The 19,144-nt window shown below is 53.7% G+C and carries 16 protein-coding genes; 11 read left to right on the top strand and 5 right to left on the bottom strand.

What is annotated here, in order from left to right:
* Positions 1-131 precede the first annotated feature (131 nt).
* The 3 genes from plsY to DC28_RS08255 all read left to right on the top strand — a co-directional run bounded on the left by plsY (position 132) and on the right by DC28_RS08255 (position 2,794).
* The gene (gene plsY / locus DC28_RS08265) at positions 132-944 is read left to right on the top strand and encodes a glycerol-3-phosphate 1-O-acyltransferase PlsY (RefSeq protein ID WP_052078635.1); all 813 of its coding nucleotides are present in this window, start codon (positions 132-134) and stop codon (positions 942-944) included.
* On the top strand, positions 941-1,735 hold the full coding sequence (locus DC28_RS08260) for a DUF1295 domain-containing protein (RefSeq protein ID WP_037547693.1): 795 nt from the start codon (positions 941-943) through the stop codon (positions 1,733-1,735). The genes plsY and DC28_RS08260 overlap by 4 nt, the downstream gene beginning before the upstream one ends.
* Positions 1,736-1,816: 81 nt before the next feature.
* Positions 1,817-2,794, top strand: a complete 978-nt coding sequence (locus DC28_RS08255; RefSeq protein ID WP_052078634.1) for a hypothetical protein — start codon at positions 1,817-1,819, stop codon at positions 2,792-2,794.
* A 7-nt stretch (positions 2,795-2,801) separates the two neighbouring features.
* Here DC28_RS08255 and DC28_RS08250 read toward each other — a convergent pair whose 3' ends face one another.
* On the bottom strand, positions 2,802-3,416 hold the full coding sequence (locus DC28_RS08250; protein ID WP_037547691.1) for a DUF1707 SHOCT-like domain-containing protein: 615 nt from the start codon (positions 3,414-3,416) through the stop codon (positions 2,802-2,804).
* A gap of 31 nt (positions 3,417-3,447) precedes the next feature.
* Here DC28_RS08250 and DC28_RS08245 point away from each other — a divergent pair, with 31 nt between their 5' ends.
* Complete coding sequence (locus DC28_RS08245) at positions 3,448-5,553, top strand: DUF6909 family protein (protein ID WP_037547689.1); 2,106 nt, start codon at positions 3,448-3,450, stop codon at positions 5,551-5,553.
* Between the two features lie 18 nt (positions 5,554-5,571).
* On the opposite strand, the gene DC28_RS08240 is transcribed toward DC28_RS08245, so the two are convergent.
* Genes DC28_RS08240 through DC28_RS08230 form a run of 3 tightly spaced genes read right to left on the bottom strand, consistent with a single transcriptional unit; the run spans position 5,572 to position 8,844 of the window.
* Positions 5,572-7,317, bottom strand: coding sequence for a response regulator (locus tag DC28_RS08240; protein WP_037547688.1), 1,746 nt, complete (start codon positions 7,315-7,317; stop codon positions 5,572-5,574).
* Positions 7,318-7,324: 7 nt separating this feature from the next.
* Positions 7,325-7,924 carry a bifunctional phosphoserine phosphatase/homoserine phosphotransferase ThrH gene (gene thrH / locus DC28_RS08235; protein WP_037547686.1) on the bottom strand — a complete coding sequence of 200 codons (600 nt, stop codon included), beginning with the start codon at positions 7,922-7,924 and terminating at the stop codon, positions 7,325-7,327.
* Positions 7,921-8,844, bottom strand: coding sequence for a DMT family transporter (locus DC28_RS08230; RefSeq protein ID WP_081942069.1), 924 nt, complete (start codon positions 8,842-8,844; stop codon positions 7,921-7,923). The genes thrH and DC28_RS08230 overlap by 4 nt, the downstream gene beginning before the upstream one ends.
* 111 nt (positions 8,845-8,955) lie before the next feature.
* Between DC28_RS08230 and DC28_RS08225 the strand changes: the two genes are divergently transcribed.
* The 6 genes from DC28_RS08225 to DC28_RS08200 all read left to right on the top strand — a co-directional run bounded on the left by DC28_RS08225 (position 8,956) and on the right by DC28_RS08200 (position 16,096).
* Entirely contained in the window at positions 8,956-9,966 is a 1,011-nt protein-coding gene (locus DC28_RS08225) for an ABC transporter substrate-binding protein (protein ID WP_037547682.1), read from the top strand.
* A 15-nt stretch (positions 9,967-9,981) separates the two neighbouring features.
* The gene (locus tag DC28_RS08220) at positions 9,982-10,965 is read left to right on the top strand and encodes an ABC transporter permease (RefSeq protein WP_081942068.1); all 984 of its coding nucleotides are present in this window, start codon (positions 9,982-9,984) and stop codon (positions 10,963-10,965) included.
* Positions 10,958-11,749: an ABC transporter ATP-binding protein gene (locus tag DC28_RS08215; protein WP_037547680.1), complete on the top strand. Its 792-nt coding sequence runs from the start codon at positions 10,958-10,960 to the stop codon at positions 11,747-11,749. The genes DC28_RS08220 and DC28_RS08215 overlap by 8 nt, the downstream gene beginning before the upstream one ends.
* Before the next feature lie 167 nt (positions 11,750-11,916).
* A complete protein-coding gene (locus DC28_RS08210; protein ID WP_052078633.1) occupies positions 11,917-13,617 on the top strand; it encodes an adenylate/guanylate cyclase domain-containing protein in 1,701 nt (566 codons plus the stop codon).
* The gene (locus DC28_RS08205; RefSeq protein ID WP_156104632.1) at positions 13,596-15,134 is read left to right on the top strand and encodes a hypothetical protein; all 1,539 of its coding nucleotides are present in this window, start codon (positions 13,596-13,598) and stop codon (positions 15,132-15,134) included. Before DC28_RS08210 ends, DC28_RS08205 begins: the two co-directional genes overlap by 22 nt.
* An 8-nt stretch (positions 15,135-15,142) precedes the next feature.
* Positions 15,143-16,096: a hypothetical protein gene (locus tag DC28_RS08200; protein WP_156104631.1), complete on the top strand. Its 954-nt coding sequence runs from the start codon at positions 15,143-15,145 to the stop codon at positions 16,094-16,096.
* Here DC28_RS08200 and DC28_RS08195 read toward each other — a convergent pair.
* A complete protein-coding gene (locus DC28_RS08195) occupies positions 16,061-16,963 on the bottom strand; it encodes a DUF72 domain-containing protein (protein WP_037547674.1) in 903 nt (300 codons plus the stop codon). The two genes, DC28_RS08200 and DC28_RS08195, sit on opposite strands and share 36 nt — an antisense overlap.
* An 87-nt stretch (positions 16,964-17,050) precedes the next feature.
* Between DC28_RS08195 and fusA the strand changes: the two genes are divergently transcribed.
* The gene (fusA, locus tag DC28_RS08190) at positions 17,051-19,138 is read left to right on the top strand and encodes an elongation factor G (protein WP_037547673.1); all 2,088 of its coding nucleotides are present in this window, start codon (positions 17,051-17,053) and stop codon (positions 19,136-19,138) included.
* Positions 19,139-19,144 lie beyond the last annotated feature (6 nt).

Genomic DNA, 19,144 nt, shown 5'->3' with positions numbered 1-19,144 from the left:
TAGAAACCTCTGCCGCCGGTTATTCGGATTCCGTCATTTTTTAAATCCTGGGGTACCCACCCCCGGTACTTTAAGGGTACCACAACCTGCTAAGTGCAGACAAGTAAATGATGAAGTGGTACTATGGAAGGATGATCGGAATTATCGCGCTATCGAGTTTTGCAGCCCTAACCCTAGGGTACCTTCTGGGATCCTTCCCAACCTCCATTGTGGTCGGCCGGGTTTTTAAGGGGATTGATATACGGGAGCATGGCAGCGGTAATGCGGGGGCCACCAACGTGGTCAGGGTCCTCGGCTTAGGCTTCGGCATTGGTACCGGGTTGGTCGACATCGCCAAGGGGGCGGTTCCGGTGCTTCTGACTCGGGTGATCCTCAACACAGTGGTTCCGCGGGTTTCCGGAGACCCGCTCCTGATGGTTCTTCTGCCGGTGTTGGCAGGGTTCGCCGCGGTGCTCGGCCATGCATTTCCCCTGTTTGCCGGATTTAAGGGCGGCAAGGGGGTAGCCACCGGCGCGGGGGTGGTTTTAGCCATGTGGCCTACGGTGTTTTTGTTCTGTCTGGCCGGATTCTTACTGGGACTGTTCCTGACCGGCGTTGTCTCTGTGGGGTCTCTGGTAGCCGCCATCCTACTACCGACCATGCAGGGGATTCTCCTGGATCCCTTTGAGGCCGGCGCCGGATCCGGGGATGCCGCATCGCTGATCATCGGCCTTGTTATTATGACCCTGGTTATCATCCTGCACCGGAAGAATATTTCCCGGCTCATCCATGGCAAAGAGCACCGCTTTGAAAAGGTCTGGCTACTCCACGGCTTATACACCGGTAGGGCAGATCGGAATGGTGAAATATCTCAGCCTCCCAGGGGATTCGAACGTCCGGATCCAGAGCAGTCCTCCGGGGAGACCAGTACAAGCCCCGATCCTCCGGAGTCCGGGCGGTTATGAACCTTCTCCAATTACTGGCCTGGGGTTCCGCCGGCATCACTCTCCTGATGCTCCTGGGTTTTGTGGTTGCCAGCCTAATCAGGAATAATGGAATTGTTGATATTCTCTGGGGGCCTGCCCAGCTTGCATTCCTAGCCGCAGGCCTGGGGGCATCCCACGGCATTTACGGGGACCCACTCCCCCTTCATCCCGGCCTGATTATGCTGGGATGTTGGGCGGTTCGCTTAGCTGTTCATATCGGGATCCGAAACTGGGGCAAACCCGAGGATCGGCGGTATGCTGGGTTCCGCAGGCGCTGGGGCTCCCGGCAGCTATTGGGGGCCCTGTTTCAGGTGTTTCTCCTACAGGCCCTGCTGGCTGCTGGTCTGGCGTCGGCTACCGCAGTGTTGCTTACCACTTCCCAAGGAACCCCGTGGATGCCCGGGATGATCCTGGGGGCTATAATCTGGGCAGCGGGTTTTCTCATGGAGTGGGCGGCAGATGCCCAGCTACAGGGCTTTAAGTCCAGGGGCGGCGCCGGGTTCTGCCGGGAAGGTCTTTGGGCGTGGTCCAGACATCCGAACTATTTCGGTGAGGTTCTTCTATGGTGGGGCTATGGAATATTCGTCCTGGCCCATAGCGGATCCTTCATTGCCCTGGTTTCGCCCCTGATCATAACCTGGCTGATTCTCGGGGTATCCGGGGTACCGATGCTGGAGCGGTCCATGAAGGCCAGAGACGGCTTTGAGGAGTACGCCCGGCGGACCAGCAAATTCATACCGTGGCCGCCCAAGGGACCCGACAGAACCTGAAAGCCCTCTGCGCTCCGGGCAGTTGAATCACCCTAATAAAACCCCTGCAAAGAATCGCAAAAACCCCTTACAATAGAGGTTATGAGCACCCATGCGGCGAGCCTACCTACGGTAATTGTTCCTTACCCCGGCCCTGCAGCCAAACCCGAGGAACAGGACATTTTTGTGTATCTTCGGCCCGAGACCAACGGCGTGCTGGTGGAGAGCACCCTGCTGAAGGTCATTAAAACCGCAGAGCAGGGACAGCCCATGAAGCTGGTCTACATGGCGAACTTTCCCGGGGAGTTTATCGTAAAAAACACCATTGTGGAGCAGTACTACAGCCTTAAGCTGCATTTCGCCGTGGTAGGAAAACGGGCATTTACCCTGAGCATGGCGGAGCGGTTCAGCGATTTTTTCCGGGAGGACTTTGACTCAGCAGAGATTGTTGGCAGTTTCGAAGCCTTAGAACGTCTGGATAAGACCCCGGAGGAGCTGTTTCACACCTGGGTGAATGAAGCGGACATGGTAATGCTCAACGGCCAAACCATTAAACGCATCGAGGGTGTGTATGTGGTGAATTACGATATTCCCGCTCTGCTCCACAAGAATGCCAAGGGAACCGATATTGCCGTTATGATCTTCCGGACCGAGCGGGATTATTCATCGGTTAAGCTCCTGGTGCGGAGAATGCATCAGGCTCTGGTGGATGGAGGAATCCTGGATCCGAAGTATGATCCCAGTCGGGCCTTTCATTACTCCAAGGGTCCCTTTGAACAGATCCTGGACGGGGTGGGGTATCTGTACACCCAGCAGCGAGAGAAGATCAGTCTTCGCGATTTTACATTCGCCCGGTACCTCTTGAATCGGGGGGTGGACAAAAAGATCATCTGCGGCATGCTCATGAATCCCATTGTGCATATCCGAGAACCCGACGGCCGAGAGGTCGAGGATAGTATGTTTAATTATACAACCAATGCGTCCTACGCCCAGGCCGTGGATGCCTTGACCCGGATGGTCTGCCAATACCCCATCATCCACCACGGCCCCATCCTCAGCCGGCTCTGCACCGATTCTTGAGGATGTCTTAGCGCTTTTGTTTTAGGGTGATTTGACTGAGAACGGCATAGCCCTTGAGTTTGAGCAACGGCGCATTGTCCGGTGCTCGTCCCATCCCCTTACGTTTAAACTCCGCAAGGATCGTCGAAACAGAGGATTCCACCAAAACAGGGTAATCCGGCAGGATTATGGTTATCTCCCCCATAAAGGCCGTCAGCTGGATTTCGGTGTAGGGACCCAGGGTTACATCCCGCAGATCCATGACCATGGAACCCAGGGCCACGGTAGCAGCTGCACTATTCCGGCGCAGCCAGTTTCCCGCGAGCTTCTGCTCTGAAAAAATAGCATAGGTGGTTTCCGGTTCCAGGTCTCCGGGAAACCCGCCCCTGTAAGGCCCCGGACTGCCCTCGCCGCGGCCTTCTGCGTAGTCGCCCGAGGGAAATCTGGAGTGGGATCCCGATGGTGCCGCGAACCGAGGCGACCCCGGCAGGGTGGGAAGGTCCTCGATCAATCCTGCCAGCTGGTCGAGGGTGGATGCCTGGTGAGCCCGCTCCACCCGGAGCTCAAAGTCTTCGGCTGTTAATAGATCCCGGGCAAAACAGTTGCTCAAATGGTCGATAATTTGATCTCGTTCCTTTTCCATATGCTGTGATAGTATAGCACAAGGAGTGACCATGCAAAAGAATCCCGTGTATCAGCAGCAGCTTCGTGAGGTTATTCCCTTCCGGTTTCTGGATTCGGCACATATGCAGCGCCTGGTTCAATCCAGCGAGGTGGTGCGCTTCGAAGAAAGCGAGGCAATTATCCGCCAGGGCGATACCCAGGACCGCTGGGTCTATGTATTGCTGTCCGGTTCCGTTTCCGTGGGCAACGGCGATCCCGGATCTCCCGGGGAGTTTGAGCCCCATAGCATCATCGAGCAGGGACATTATTTCGGCGAGTGGGAGGCTATTTTTGAGGTCCCCCGGGTTTTCTCCATCCGTGCTGCGACCTCCGCCCTCTGCTGTAAGATTCCCGGGAATGTCTTTTTATCCTTGGTTCATAGTTCCGGGGCCTTCGCCCAGTCCCTGGCTACCATTCTGAAGGATCGCCAGGGTATTTTTCAGGCCTTTGACCGGTTTCGAGCCGAGGTGCTCCGGGGGGTTTCCCTGGGGCATATCACCGTTTCGGCCTTGCTGGATATTTACCGGAGTCTCGAGCCTGCCTTGCACCGGGGAACCGTGGATGATACTGAGTTGGATCTTGGGGGATTGGAGTATGCCGTTCGCCGGCTGCCGGAAAATGTGACCCGTACCTTTGCGTTTTTGCTTCGGGACGAGCTTCCCACGGCCTATAAGCGTCCCGGAGACTTTTTCCCCCGGGTGGATTCGACTGCCCGCCGGAGAAGTATCTGGGAGATGCTGCCGGGAAAAGACCTGGTCCTCCTGCGTAACGGCATGAGCGATCTCATGGACTTCATTACCTGCCTCTGCCTGTACGCGGTGGAGGCCCAGAAAATCAGAAAACGGATGTATGCCATCAACGGGATGACGCGTCTCAAACAGTGGCTCCAGGATGGAGCGATGCCGGGGTTCGCGCCCGCCCGGCCTGGAAGCCCAGAATACCTCCAGCAGGAACGGCAATTGTTATGGACCCTCGGTTTTGACGACCAGGAAATCGACCGGCTCTACCGGGTTTGGCCCCGGGAACTCACCCGGCGAATTTACGAGATTACAAACCACCGGGAGATGTTCAGTATCGATATCCGACGGCAGAAGAATAATTACAACAGCCGGCGCACCGAAATCTGGACCGGCCATGTGGGCAGTGCAGTGTCGGAACTCCTCGGCTGTGATGCCGGCTCCCTTCCCGAGGGTGTTGGGGTTCATATCATCAGTTCAAACACCCACTCGGTTACCAACTGCCTGAATGCCTGGTACCTGGAAGAACAGGACAGGATCATCTCCTGGGCCAAGGATACCGGCAATGCCCTGCTGAGCCTCGACTGGTCGAATCCCCAGGATAAAACCTACGCCCTGCTCCGGGACTATTTTCGCAGCTTTCCCGACCGGGAGAACCTGGCAAAACAGGCGGGAGAATCCCAGGGAATAAAAACCCTTTCTGGAACCCTGTCCACTGGTATTCAGGTGCAAATTATAGATGCCTCGCGCCTGGCCGGTACGGAGGTTGACCCGGGTATCGGGCTTGTGCCCAGGAGCTGCAAGGACATCATTGTAAATATTGACTATGCCTTCGGGGAGCAGGCCGAACATATCATTCGGAACCTCATCTTGCTCTTCGGCCACCGTATTGAGAGTGTGAATTTTCTCGGTAAGGCCGGCTCTTTGGCGGGAAAACGAGGAGATATCCTGGTTCCCACAGCCTTTCTCGACCAAGCCATGGATCAGCTCTATCCTGTCCCGACCCCGGCCCGGGCAGACACCCAGCGATTTACCGAGACCCTGGGAGGAATTCAGGTGCATACCGGGCCGATGCTGACAGTGGAGGGTACCCTGCTCCAGAACCGCCTTATGTTGCAGTTTTACCGGCACCTCTGGGCCATTATTGGATTGGAGATGGAGGGAAGCTATTATCACCGCCAGGTTGCCGAAAGCATCTATACCGGTTTACTGAGAAAACAAACCAAGCAGCGGTTCTACTACTATGTTTCCGATCTTCCCCTGGCTCATACCACCAGCAGCCTCGCGAACTCCCTGCAAGCCAACGAGGGAATTCCTCCCCTCTATGCGATTACCCGGGAAATCCTCCGACAGATTCTCCGGATTCCGGAGTGGGGGTAGTTCCTGCCTGGGGATGGGTTACCCCTCCGGATCCGGCGTTTTCCCCGAACCGGGCTGAGATCCGGAACCAGCCCCCAAGAACCGGGATGCCACGGTTTCTACGTCATGCCGCGTAAAGGGTTTTGCGATATGGGCGTTCATCCCCGCAGATAAGAAGGTTTCTTCATCCCCGGTCATGGTGTGAGCGGAGATGGCGACGATGGGGATATCGGAATTCCCGGCGCGCCCTTGGCGAATCAGGCGGGTCGCCTCGAGTCCATCCATCCGGGGCATGGAAATATCCATCAGCACGAGGGCTGTGTCCCCGTGCTCGGAGAGCAGATCCAGGGCCTCCCGACCGTCTTCCGCCCCCAGGATATTGGCATACCCCAGTTGTTGAAGGATGTGAACCAACACCATCCTGTTCAGTTCGTTGTCCTCAACAACCAGGATTTTTTTCCGGTGGCGGTTGCCCTGGGTCGGGGATGGCGCTGGCTGCCCCGCTGGAGGATCGCCATGATACAAGGGAATACTGAAAAAGGCTGAAGTTCCGAGGCCCTGGTTGGAGCTCAGGTACAATTGCCCGCCCAGTAATCGGGCTAACCGTTTACACAGGGGAAGACCGATGCCGAGTCCGTTGGTATTTTTTTTATACCGGCTGGATTCATCGAAGGGTTCAAGCCAGATGGTGTGAAGTTCATCGCTGCTCAGGCCGCGGCCGGAATCCCGGATTTCAAATACGACCTCCCCCTGGAAGCTGGTTATGGGTTTATAATCGGCGATGACGTCAATCCGTCCGCGGTCGGTATAGTCCAGGGCGTTCTGTACCAGGTTCGTCAGAATCTGCAGGATTCGTTGAAGATCTCCGGAGAGTTCAAGCTTATCCGGTGCTTGAACCCTGCACTCCAGGGTGAGTCCCTTGTCCCTGCATAACCCAGCATAGGAGCTGCGGATTTGGTGTACAATGTGCTCCAGGGTGAAATTGGATTCCGAGGTTGCCAGGGTTCCCTCTTCAATGGCGGTAAAGTCCAGGATATCGTTGATTACCCGGAGGGTGGATTGTACCGTATTCTGGATAACCGAATCCCTGGTTTCCGGGGATATGGTTGAATCGGCGAGTAGATGGGCAATGGAATGCAATGCAGTCCGGAGCTCATGGCTGGTATTAGCGAGGAACAGATTTTTGAGCCGGTTTGCCTTCAAGGCTTCCTGTTGAGCGAGAATTAAATCATCCTCCAGGTTTTTTTGACTTGTAATCTCCCGGAGAACCATAAAAATCCAGCCTTCCTGACCGCTGTCATGGAATCGGCTGTCTATGGAGCACCAGCGCTGGTTCTCCGGTCCTCCGGACAGCCCAATATCATGAAGCCCCAGGTCCGCAAGCTGGGCGCTGCCGGTGGTTTGTACCTGATCAAGATGATGATTGAAGCGCTTGCGATCCCCCGATTGGATGTATTCAGCCACGGAATGTCCCGTCAATCCGGCATCGCTCTGGGAATGCAGGAGCCGCGCAGCCGCCTGATTGGCCATGAGGATCATGCCGGACCGGTTGACCAGCAGGTACGGAACCGGCGCCTGGTGGAAGAGCAGTGAAAACTGTCGGTTTTTTTCCTGGAGCTCTTCCTGCACTGCCTCCAGGGCCTCCTGCTGGAGTTCAAGTTCCCGTTGGTGTATTCGCAGTTCCCGGATGAGCCTGGATTGATCATCGGAACCGATCTTGCCGGAACCTACCTGATCTTCCGCCAGCTTGCGAAAACATCCCGTTTTTTGATCCTCTGAGTCCATGGGGGTATTATATACGATTCAATAGGAAATCCACAAAGGGCGGGTATTCCGTGAATACCGGGTAGTCCGGTTCCTCCAGGGTGATTCGCTGGGGCGGGCGAAAAAATGCTCCCCGTTGGGCCGCCTTTATCATACTCAGGTCGTTATAGGAATCTCCGGCGGCGGTCACGGAAAGACCCATGGACTGGAACCCTTCTACCGCCCTGCGTTTCCCGTCGGCCTGGCGAAGCTTGAAATCCTGAATAACACCATGATCGTCGATAACCAGGTCGTTGCACAGGAGGGTCGGCCACCTGAGTTTTCTCATCAGAGGGGCTGCGAACTGTTGGAAGGTATCGGAGAGGATGACCACCTGGGCCTGTTCCCGGAGGGTATCAAGAAAGTCCACGGCACCGGGCAGGGGCTCCAGAGAGTTTATAACCTCGTGAATGTCGTGAATGGTAAGGTTATGCTCACGCAGAATCTCCAACCTGCCGTTCATAAGTTTGCTGTAATCAGGTTCATCTCGGGTGGTACGTTCCAGGGAGGCGATGCCGGTTTTTTTTGCCAGGTTTATCCAAATCTCCGGTACCATTACACCTTCGAGGTCAAGACAGATCAGGTTCATTGCTGTTTTTCCTTTACAACTAGGGATTTTTTTCTATGGGCGGAGAGGGTTATCCCAGCGCCGATAAGCACAAAAACGCTTGCCGGGTAAAACACCGGTTCAGGAATCTCCCCGAATGCTAGAAAGGCCAGTAACGCAGCCCAAATGAACTGAGAAAGCTGTCCTATACTTACTACCTGGCTCGGCAGAGTCTGCATTGCCCGGTTCAACAGACTATGCCCTAATACGGTCGGTACCAGGGTGAGCCCGAGGATATACCATAGTTGGGGTGGCAAAAGATGGTCAACAGCCGGCGGGGCAAAGGGGAGATTTATTACAAAGGCGGTGAGTGAACCGACCATGTACACCATGGTTAAATAGAGCAGGAGGGGTATGTTTACGCCCTGGGCTGTTTTCGCGAAGATGAGGTAGAGGGCCAAAAATACCATGGCAACAAAACAGAGCAGATCCCCGGCTGCTGATTCGGGAGAAATCTGCACTGATCCTACTCCGAGGATCCCCACGCCGGCCATGGCGACCCCGGAGCCCAGCAACTCCCGCCTGCTGGGAACAATACGGTGCATGATGTACATGAGAATCGGCATGACCAGGGGAATCATGTTCACTACCAGGGTGGCATTCCCTGCGAGGGTTAATCTGGCACCCATATTCCAGGTAAAAAAATGTAATCCAAGAAAAATCCCTGGCAACCAGGTGTAGCGCAGCAGCTGCCCCAGCCCTGGAGGCCTGCTGGTCGCCTCATGCATGTTCCGCCTCCATTCCCGGTAGCGCCGGAATCCCGGGCCGGCGAATAGAAGGGCTGCGAAAACCAGCCGGTACGCTCCGAGATATCCCGGGGGCACCGCCGATGCCTTGATCATTAGAATTGATGTTGCTGCGGAAAACTGGCCGAAAAGCATCACCGCTACCTCAAAAATCATGAGGATTATAGTGGGAAGCCGAAGGACCTGCGTCAAGCCCCGGGTTGGACGCTGGACAGGTTACCCGTCATGGGTTTTAATATCTCCTACATACATTTTAGGAGGAGCAAAATGCGCAAGACTATAGGATTAGTCCTGGTACTCATTGCCATGGTGGCTGGGATGCCTCTTTTCGCCGCGGGAGCGGGGGAATCATCCCAGGGCAATCAGGTACAAACCATTGGAATTTCCAAGATTGTCGCTCACCCCGCCCTGGACGCCGTCGAACAGGGAATTCAGGATGAGCTTAGCGAACTTGGATTTGACCTCGAATACGATCTTCAAAACGCTAACGGCGATTTAAACACCGCCACTTCCATTGCTAACAAATTCCGGGCAGATAAGGTAGCTCTGGCAGTGGGAATTGCCACGCCCACCGCCCAAGCCCTGGTGAATACCCTCCGGGATATTCCCGTGGTCTACAGTGCGGTAACCGATCCGGCAGGTGCCGGCCTTGTCCCCTCAGTGGACCAGGGTGGTGAGAATGTAACCGGTATCTCTGACCTGACCCCCGTTAAAGAACAGCTGGAGCTGCTGCTCCGTCTGAACCCTAGCATCAAGTCCATCGGGCACGTGTATTCCAGCGGCGAGGCAAATGCGGTAGCCCTGGCAGAACTGGCCGAGCAGGCAGCGGCAGAGCTGGGACTCACATTTGTTCCCGCAACCGTAACCAACTCCGCAGAGGTACGGACGGCCACCCAAACCATCATAGATAAGGTAGATGCGGTCTATGTATCCACAGATAATACGGTGGTTTCTGCCCTCAATGCTCTGGTAGATGTGGCCAGCAGGCAGGGAAAACCCGTCATGAGCGCCGATCCCTCCTCAGCCGAAGAGGTTGGTGTTCTTGCGGCATGGGGATTTGACTACTATAAGATGGGAAGAGCTACCGGCCGGCTCATCGCCCGGCTTCTGGAAGGCGAAAGCCCCGCAAGCATCCCGACCCAGTACATGACAGATGCTGCGGATGTGGACCTGCTCATCAACCTGGATGTCGCCGAAGCCCTCGGGATTACCGTTCCCCAGGATGTTCGGAGCTCCGCTGCAACCTTGGTGCAAGACGGCCAGGTTGTGAAGCAGTAAGGTGTTAGGTACCGTATGATAGAAGGAATCTTTGTAGAAGGATTATTATACGGGATCATGGTCCTGGGGGTGTTCATCACCTTCAGGATCCTTGATTTTCCCGATCTCACGGTGGATGGGTCCTTTCCCTTGGGTGCGGCAATCCTTGCCAGCCTGGTCACGGCGGGAGTCGATCCTTGGATCTCTGTCGGTATTGCCTTTTTGGGAGGTGTCCTTGCGGGATTGTGCACTGCAGCAATACATAACTACCTGAAGGTACCCAACCTTCTCGCCGGTATTCTTACCATGACCATGTTGTGGTCTATTAACATCCGTGTTTTGGGCAACCGGGCTAACCTGCCGTTAATCCAGCAGGTGACCATCTTAAAGAATCTTGAATCTCAGTTCGGGGGTGTAATTCCCCAGGAATGGCTGCTTTTGTTGTTTTTCTTTTTAATTGTCATGATGGTGAAGCTTCTTTTGGATGTGTTTTTCCGAACCGACCTGGGTATGACTCTGGGCGCCCTGGGGAATAATCCCCAAATGGTTATCTCTACCGGGGTAAACCCCTCCTACCTGAAGCTGATCGGCGTAGGATTGTCTAACGGATTGGTTGCCCTCTCCGGGGCCTTCGCAGCCCAGTTCCAGGGGTTTGCCGATGTGAATCTTGGCCAGGGGATTATCATTGCCGGTCTGGCATCGGTGATGATCGGAGAATTTCTCTGGAAATCCAATAGAATTTTCGCCCTGACCCTCCGGGTTATTCTGGGATCGATCCTCTTCCGGGCTATCATGTATCTTGGCAGGTACTACGGGTACTATGTCGGGTTAACTCCGAACGATCTCAAGTTACTCACCGGCCTATTAATCATTCTCTCCCTGGTGGCAACAAAGATGCGTAAGGATAAACCCTCCAAGCAGCTCCTTGCCTCGACCCAGCCCACACCGGGTGTGGCATCTCCACCTCAGGTTTCCAAACCCGGAGAGGTACTTAGCACCAAGGAGGGAGATGATGCTTGAGATAAAAGCCGTCCAGAAGGTGTTCCATCCAGGCACCGTGAATGAAAATCTCGCTATTCGCAATATCGATCTTTCGGTGAATCAGGGTGAGTTTATAACCGTAATCGGTTCCAACGGGGCAGGAAAATCCACCCTTTTCAACCTGATTTCCGGCACTCTTCTTCCGAGTAACGGGGAAATCTGGCTCCACGGAAAAAACGTTAGTAAGCAGCCGGAATACAAACGGGCTAAACATATCGGGCGTATCTTTCAAAACCCCCTACTAGGGACCGCCGGTAATATGAGCCTGGAAGATAATATGATACTCGCCCTGAAGAAGGGATTTAAGGGGCTCCGGATCAGCTTGAACCACCAGATGCGGGAGTACTTCCAGGAACAGCTGGTGCCCCTGCAGATGGGGTTAGAAAACCGGCTCAAGGATAACGTGGGGCTGCTATCCGGCGGGCAGCGTCAGGCCCTGACCCTATTAATGATGGTGTTGAGCAAGCCGGATCTCATTCTTTTAGATGAGCATACTGCCGCCCTGGATCCCAAAAATGCCCAGGTAGTTCTGGATCTAACCCTGCGGTACATTCGGGAGTACGGACTTACCACCATGATGATCACCCATAACATGCATCACGCCATTCAATACGGGGATAGAATCCTCATGATGGACAAGGGAGAGATTATTCTTGATCTATCCGGGCCAGAAAAGCAGGGGTTAACGGTGGAGAAACTGGTGAAGAAGTTCCAAGAGATTCGGAATACCGAATTGGAGAACGATGAGTTACTGCTCAGTTAGGCCGTGCCCGTTGTAATTATCCATAGAAACACCTGTACCAGTAAAAAAAGGCACCCATTGGGGTGCCTTTTTTCTGAGTTTTATTCTAGTCAATATTGAAAAAAAAACTGGATCGACTATGCTTGGTGAAGAGAGATGGAAAGTTCATTACGAAAAGGGGACTGCTCATGAAACTTCTCGACACCGTGTTGGGAAAGAAAGTTTCGGGGGTTCGTGTTGTTCCGTTAATGGTGAAGATTGTGACGGTGTTCACGGTCTTTCTGCTGGTTTCTAATGTTTCAACGAACTATTTAAACCTTACCTTAAACCAGGGAGAGCAGATCCGGCTGCTGAACAAGCTGCTGATTGCCGACCTTAAGGATCTGCACGTATTTGCTTCGAACCAATACGAGATATTTCAATTTAATCAGGACGTAGACGCTGCCCGGGAGAATATCACCCAGAGTACTCTCCAACAGTTGGAGCAGGATGGATCCTTGGCCATGGGACTCTACCCCGATGGCTCCATATTTATGGTTGCAACGCCCCGGGGTGGTCAGGCCATTGATTTTTCCGATCAGCAGCAACTCCAGAGTATGAATGCTGCATTGGAGGAAGGTGTCACCGATGGGTTGTTCCGGTTCGTGTACGATGACCGCCCATACATCGGCGTGTATAAGTACCATCCCCAATGGGAGTTGTTTTTCATCCGGGCAGAGGATCAAAACGAGTTCTACGCCGATTCTGTTCGGATTTTTCAGACGGTCCTGTGGCTGATTCTCCTGATTACCCTGGTTTGTGCCGTGGTGGGTGTCCTCATTCTTCGGCGAATCTTAAAGTTCGTCGGAGTAATCACCAGCCAGATCATGGCAATGCAAGAGCGCCAAGCCATGGAACTGGTGGATATCCGCGGCGCTCCCAACGACGATATCTCCTATCTCGGGGTAGCCTTTAACAGCCTGGCGAGCACCATCGAAAACCTGTTGAATATCTTTAAAAAGTTCGTTGCCCGGGACGTAGCCCAAAAAGCCTACCGGGAACGTGAGATTCGGCTTGAGGGATCCAAGCGGGATTTGGCCATTCTTTTTTCCGATATCAAGGGATTCACCTTCATGACGGAAACCCTGGGAACGGATATCATCAAGTTGTTAAACCTGCATTATGATCAGGCTATCCGGCATATCCATGAGAATAACGGCGATGTAGGTTCCATCATCGGAGATGCCCTTCTTGCGGTATTCGGGGTTATCGGCCGTCCTAATGAAAACAAGTCGTACCAGGCTATCAGGGCCGGCTACCAGATTATTCGGGTGGCCGCCACCCTCCGGGAGCAGATGTTTAAACGCCGGGAACAAATTTTGGCCAACCGGGGGGCCTTAACCGATGCTGAGGAGCGGGTCTTCAAGGCGGTGCTCATCGATGTGGGGGTCGGCATTGACGGAGGCGAGGTTTTCTACGGGAATATCGGTTCCAACGAGCGGATGGTAAATACGGTTATCGGAGACAACGTGAATAGTTCTTCCCGTCTCGAAGGATTAACCCGGTTTTACCGGGTTCCCATGATTGTGAGCGAATATATCAAGGACCATGTTGAATCTGATTTTGATCACTACTATTTCATGGAGTTGGATCAGGTTCAGGTAAAGGGTAAGACCATAGGGAAAAAGATCTTTTGGCCCCTGGATACCCGCCGGATGGATGCCGACTTCAGGGCCAGAGCGGACATTTTTAGGCAGGCACTCTACGAATACTATGATGGAGACTGGACTGCTGCCCATGAGAAGTTCTCCAAAATTGAGTTACCCATGGCCGAAATATTCAGACAGCGTACCAAGGATGGTAAGCCACCCAGAGGATGGAGCGGAATATGGACCATGACAGAGAAATAAATGCGATTGTAGAACAGAGCAAACAGACCTTCCTCAAAGAATTGGCCCGGGAATTCAGGGAGCGGCAGAAGCGCTATAATCTGGAAGAAGAATTCGCAAAGACGAAGAAGAACCGATCGGTTCTGATCCCCCTCTTTGTAATCTTGACTGCCGTCGTACTCATCGGAGGGGCGATTGGGGTCTCCTTCTACATCCAGAGTATGAATGAGCGGGCAGACATCAATTTTGAGGGGGCCTTTGCCGATGTGAATCTGCGGGATGTGCTCAATACCGCTAAACGGCTTGATGAGAGCATGGCTGCAGCCCAACGCCGTCTGGTGCAGCTCCGCAATAGCCAAGAGAAGGAAATAAACGATCTGATCACCGCATCCGAGCGGGAAACAGCCCTCATTGAAAGCCGCGGCCTCAACCAGGCCCAAATGCAACAGGAAGAACGGCTTATCCAGGAGCGGCTGCAGGAATCTATCGCCGAGGTACAGGCCCGGTATGCACCCCAGATTGAGGAGGTGGAGCTGGAGATTCAGCGTATCCAGGCCCAGATGGATCAATACGATTCCCGGCAGGTCGAGCAGGCCCGCCGCCAGGAAGAGCTCCTGGATAACCAGAAACGCCTCTTCAATCTTGAGTTGGAGCAGGTCCAAGCGCGGTATGAAGAACAGATCGCTGCCTTGGAAGCAGATCATGAGCAGGAACTTCAGGAGCTGCAGCTGTTTGAAGAGCAGTTACGAGAGAACCTCCGGGAACGCTTGGAGGCTGAACAGCGTGCCGCCCTAAATGAAATGTTTCTTACCTACAATCCGGTGTTTTCCCAGGAGTTCACCGACCAGTGGTTGAATCCCCAGCCGTCTCAGGAGTTGGCTGCGATACCGAATCTCACCGATATTTGGCGGTTTACCGCTCAGATGCGGGAGGTCCGCCAGATTCTTGATCTGTCCTTCCAGCAGATAGAGGACCTTGAAAACAATATTGCCGGTATGGATGCCCTCATAACCCGGTTGGGCGGGGTCGGATACGCGAACTCCGTGGAGTTAACCCTGCGCCAGCTCAAGGAGCTCCAGGGTCAAAATCTGCGGGTATTGCAGGAGTCTAGTCAGGCGATGTCCCAGCGGATTCTGGACCAGGAAACAGCATTTCAAGAGGCAACCCAGCGGATAGCTGCTGCCAACCGTCGTCTGGAGGCTAGTGTGGCTGAACAGAACCGGTTGAAGAGTTTCATTGGTCAGCTGGAGTACTCTCTTGCGGCATTATCGCGGAGGAGCGGCGATTCCGGGTTTATCGTAGATGCCAGGGATGATGAAAACATCCTGCTTTTCGCCTTGAACAAAGAGTTCATTGTGCCCGGTATTGAGGCTCTTATTTTCCGCGAAGATACCCGTCAGATCGGCCGCATCCGTGTGAAGGCGGTGGAACCCCATATTATTGCCCAGCTAGAGATGCTGCAGGAGGGCGAGAGACTGTTCCCCTTCGATGCGGTGATCTTTAATCTGCAGCAACCGATTTCCGGAGGAGATGAATGATGATGAATATGAAGCCTAGCCGAGCATCCTGGAGGTGGACCCTAGGTCTGATACTCACCCTATTTCTCACCCCCGGGGTAACAGCCCAATCCGGGGATCTGCTCACAGCCCTGGGTGAGCTTGGGATCCAGGCCCAGGAAACCGAGTTCGGCGATTATGAACTGAGCGATGGACGATTCAGGGTGCAGTTATCAGGGATTCCCACCCCGGTGGCCTCTCCGGAAAACATTGCCTTCACCCGGCAGCTTTTTTCCGCGCTTAATGGTACAGACCTCTTTGAGCCCCGGAATATCAGGCTGACCCTGGGGCAGCAGGATGCCAGGGCGGTGGTGCTCTTACGAAATCTACGGATTGAGGAACGGGACATTTTACAGTACCTCCCCAGCGGGTTAACCTTTGTATTTGATGGTGCATTATTTTATGACTTCAACATGATTATTAATGAGTTGAGACTGAGGATTCGTGGGCAGTATTTCTCCGCTGAGGAGCTTTTCGAGCGCTTGATCCGTATTGCGAACAGCCCGGAGGAGTACCTTCTGAGCCAGGACTCTGAGTATGTCATGCGATACCTCAGGGGCGTTCGAGCGGAGCAGGAGGAGATACTGAACCAGCTATCAGCTATCCAAACCCAGATAGCGGGAATAATAACCCGCCAGGATGAGTTCGCGGAACAGCAGGTTGCCCAGGACGCCCATTTGGGCCGCAGTGACGAAACCGCGCAGAATATTCTCGATCAGCTGGTCATGCTCCGGTACGGGGTCATGCTTCTGAACAACCGGGGCTTCTTCGGATCCATGAATGATGTTACCCGGGATGATGTCATGACAGTAGTGGGATGGAAGCAGGAGAATCCCAGCTTAACCCGGAAGGAAATTGAACAACGTATTAAAGAACAGGAGCTCGATCTGAGCGGAAAAGAGGTCTGGTTAACCTTGATTCTTTTCTTCAATGAATGGGAGTAACAGTTCTGAGAGCTGGATGGCGTTAACCGCCGCCTTTCCTTTGTGATGGTTATTAAAGGCGATGTACTGGATCGATTTCTCTGAGAGCAGGGGTCTTAAGACCCCTGTAATGGAGGTAAGTTCGTCCGGCGAGTACAGGTAGTCATACCGTGATACCGCTGTACCCTGCCACCAGGTGTCCTGGCGGCGCCCATGAAGCCGCAGGTATCCTGGGGGGATGCTTCCTCCAGCCCGCAGCTGGTCCTCCATGGAGGGCAGCCCCGGAAGGGAGGGCAGATCGCAGAGTACCCAACGGCAACCCCGGGATTCTAATCCCCGATAGACCTGCTGTTTATTCCAATCCGATTTTCGGAACTCCACGAATACCTCTAGGGAGATGTCACGATCTCTAATGCGGGATACCACCCCCTCGGTAAGTTCCCCGAGATACCAGCGGTTCTCCTTGGTATACCCGAAGCGGTAGGGGAACTGGAGTAAGATACCCCGAATAGGCCCGGGGTTCATGCCGGCCTGAAGACTAGTAAAAAACTCATCCAGAAGGTTTTCGGTGTCCTGGGGGGTCCTGGGTGTGTCGGGGTGCGGGTGGGTCAGGGAACCGGGAAGCTTGATGGTTAGGTCCAGGGTGCCAGCCCTAGCTGCAAGCCCTTGGATCATGGATGGGCTGGGCATATGATAGTAGGTACTGTTTATTTCACAGAAGGTGAATAGCCGCTGGTAATGTTCCAGGAAGTCCGAGCTTTTTGTACCCCTGGGGTACACGGTTCCGATCCAGTCCCGGTAGGAAAAACCGCTCGTCCCGATCTTCGGTAGAGTAAAATCACCCGGGTATTGAAAAAAGAATGGGTTAACGATACTATGGGTGTCCATACTGACAAAAGTATATCACAGCCTGTAATTGTCTAGCAGCAAAACACATAAGTCACGTTATTCTGGTTTGAGAGGTATTAATTTTTTATGGCAGACATCACGAAGCGGCGCAATATCGGTATAAGCGCGCATATTGACTCGGGTAAAACTACCCTTACCGAGCGGATTCTTTTCTACTGCAACCGGATCCATGCGATCCATGAGGTGCGAGGAAAAGATGGAGTTGGGGCAACCATGGACTCCATGGAACTTGAGCGGGAGCGTGGTATTACCATCGCATCTGCCGCTACCCATGTTGAGTGGAAGGATTTTCCCATCAACATCATCGACACCCCGGGGCACGTCGACTTTACCATTGAGGTAGAGCGGGCGCTGCGGGTATTGGACGGCGCTATCCTGGTGCTTTCCGGTGTAGAAGGGGTCCAGTCCCAGTCCATTACCGTAGACCGACAGATGAAGCGCTACAACGTCCCCCGGATCGCCTTCATCAACAAGCTCGACCGTACCGGTGCCAACCCCTATAAGGTCAAGGATCAGCTCATCGAAAAGCTCGGCCATAATGCGGTGCTTGTTCAGATTCCTATCGGCCTGGAAGATAAGCATGTAGGGGTGGTGGATCTTGTAACCATGAAGGCCTACTATTTCGAGGGTGATAACGGTACGGAGATTCGTATTACCGATATTCCCGAGGAGCTCAAGGCTGAGGCGGACCAGCGAAGAGAAGAGCTGATTGATGCTGCATCCCTGTTCAGTGATGAACTGGCGGAAGCCTACCTTGAGGGAGATGCCTCGGAAGAGCTCATTTACGATGCTATTCGGAAGGGTACGTTGACCCTGGACCTAACCCCGGTATTTATGGGTTCAGCCTATAAGAACAAGGGTGTTCAGCTTCTGCTTGATGGAGTTACTCGGTTCCTTCCCAGCCCTCTTGATATTGAGAACAAGGCCCTGGATTTGGATAACGATGAAGCTGAGGTGGTTATGGAGCCCCAGGCGGATGGTAAAAAGCCGGTTGCCTTGGCATTTAAACTTGAGGACGGGCAGTACGGTCAGTTAACCTACATCCGGGTATACCAGGGTGTGGTTAAAAAGGGCGGAGAACTGTTCAATACCCGGAGCCAGAAGAAATTCAAGGTCGGGCGGTTGATCCGGATGCATGCTAATCACATGGAAGACATTGATGAGGCCGAGCCCGGTATGATTGCCGCCCTTTTCGGCGTGGATTGTGCCTCCGGGGATACCTTCACCGATCCGTCTCTTAACTACTCAATGACCTCCATGTTCATACCCCAGCCGGTAATCGACCTGGCTATTGAACCGGTGGATAAAAAAGCCGCGGACAATATGGCCAAGGCCCTGAATAGATTCACCAAAGAGGATCCCACCTTCCGTACCTATGTTGATCCGGAATCCAATCAGACCATTATTCAGGGTATGGGTGAACTCCACCTGGATGTGTACATCGAACGGATGAAGCGGGAGTACAAAGCCGAGGTGCAGACCGGGCAGCCCCAGGTAGCCTATCGTGAGGCAGTTTCTCAGAGGGCTGAATTTGATTACACCCACAAGAAGCAGACCGGTGGTTCCGGTCAGTACGGACGGGTTGCCGGATTCCTTGAGCCCCTGGAAGAGGGTAATTTTGAGTTTGTTAACGCCATAAAAGGTGGGGTAATTCCCAACGAGTACATTCCTTCTTGTGAAAAAGGCTTTAAGAAGGCCATGGAAAAGGGTACTCAGATCGGATTCCCTATTGTCGGCATTAAGGTGACCATCAACGACGGTTCTACCCACCCTGTTGACTCATCGGATATGGCCTTCCAGCAGGCTGCCCTGGGTGCTTTCCGGCAGGTGTATGATAAGGCGAAGCCGGTAATCCTTGAGCCCCTGATGAAGGTTGTTGTCGAGGGACCGACGGAGTTCCAGGGGAACATCTTCGGGTCTATCAACCAGCGCCGGGGTGTAATCGTATCATCTACCGAGGATTCGGCCTTTTGCTCCGTTGAAGCTGAGGTGCCATTGAGCGAAATGTTCGGTTATTCCACGGTTTTGCGCTCCCTAACCCAGGGTAAAGCAGAGTTCTCTATGGAATTCCTGAAATATGGACGGGTGCCCCAGAGTATCTCTGATGATCTTAAGAAGCAATTCGAAGAGAAGCGGAGAGCTGAGCAAAAGTAAGGAACA

The sequence above is a fragment of the Spirochaeta lutea genome (assembly GCF_000758165.1).
GTDB classification, from domain to species: Bacteria; Spirochaetota; Spirochaetia; order DSM-27196; family Salinispiraceae; genus Spirochaeta_D; species Spirochaeta_D lutea.
This window is presented reverse-complemented; position numbering and strand designations above follow the sequence as displayed.

Excerpts from the sequence above, each read along its gene's own strand:
- plsY (WP_052078635.1), top strand. The coding sequence starts at position 132 with ATGATCGGAATTATCGCGCTATCGAGTTTTGCAGCCCTAACCCTAGGG.
- DC28_RS08260 (WP_037547693.1), top strand. The coding sequence starts at position 941 with ATGAACCTTCTCCAATTACTGGCCTGGGGTTCCGCCGGCATCACTCTC.
- DC28_RS08255 (WP_052078634.1), top strand. The coding sequence starts at position 1,817 with ATGAGCACCCATGCGGCGAGCCTACCTACGGTAATTGTTCCTTACCCC.
- DC28_RS08250 (WP_037547691.1), bottom strand. The coding sequence starts at position 3,416 with ATGGAAAAGGAACGAGATCAAATTATCGACCATTTGAGCAACTGTTTT.
- DC28_RS08245 (WP_037547689.1), top strand. The coding sequence starts at position 3,448 with ATGCAAAAGAATCCCGTGTATCAGCAGCAGCTTCGTGAGGTTATTCCC.
- DC28_RS08240 (WP_037547688.1), bottom strand. The coding sequence starts at position 7,317 with ATGGACTCAGAGGATCAAAAAACGGGATGTTTTCGCAAGCTGGCGGAA.
- thrH (WP_037547686.1), bottom strand. The coding sequence starts at position 7,924 with ATGAACCTGATCTGTCTTGACCTCGAAGGTGTAATGGTACCGGAGATT.
- DC28_RS08230 (WP_081942069.1), bottom strand. The coding sequence starts at position 8,844 with ATGATTTTTGAGGTAGCGGTGATGCTTTTCGGCCAGTTTTCCGCAGCA.
- DC28_RS08225 (WP_037547682.1), top strand. The coding sequence starts at position 8,956 with ATGCGCAAGACTATAGGATTAGTCCTGGTACTCATTGCCATGGTGGCT.
- DC28_RS08220 (WP_081942068.1), top strand. The coding sequence starts at position 9,982 with ATGATAGAAGGAATCTTTGTAGAAGGATTATTATACGGGATCATGGTC.
- DC28_RS08215 (WP_037547680.1), top strand. The coding sequence starts at position 10,958 with ATGCTTGAGATAAAAGCCGTCCAGAAGGTGTTCCATCCAGGCACCGTG.
- DC28_RS08210 (WP_052078633.1), top strand. The coding sequence starts at position 11,917 with ATGAAACTTCTCGACACCGTGTTGGGAAAGAAAGTTTCGGGGGTTCGT.
- DC28_RS08205 (WP_156104632.1), top strand. The coding sequence starts at position 13,596 with ATGGACCATGACAGAGAAATAAATGCGATTGTAGAACAGAGCAAACAG.
- DC28_RS08200 (WP_156104631.1), top strand. The coding sequence starts at position 15,143 with ATGAAGCCTAGCCGAGCATCCTGGAGGTGGACCCTAGGTCTGATACTC.
- DC28_RS08195 (WP_037547674.1), bottom strand. The coding sequence starts at position 16,963 with ATGGACACCCATAGTATCGTTAACCCATTCTTTTTTCAATACCCGGGT.
- fusA (WP_037547673.1), top strand. The coding sequence starts at position 17,051 with ATGGCAGACATCACGAAGCGGCGCAATATCGGTATAAGCGCGCATATT.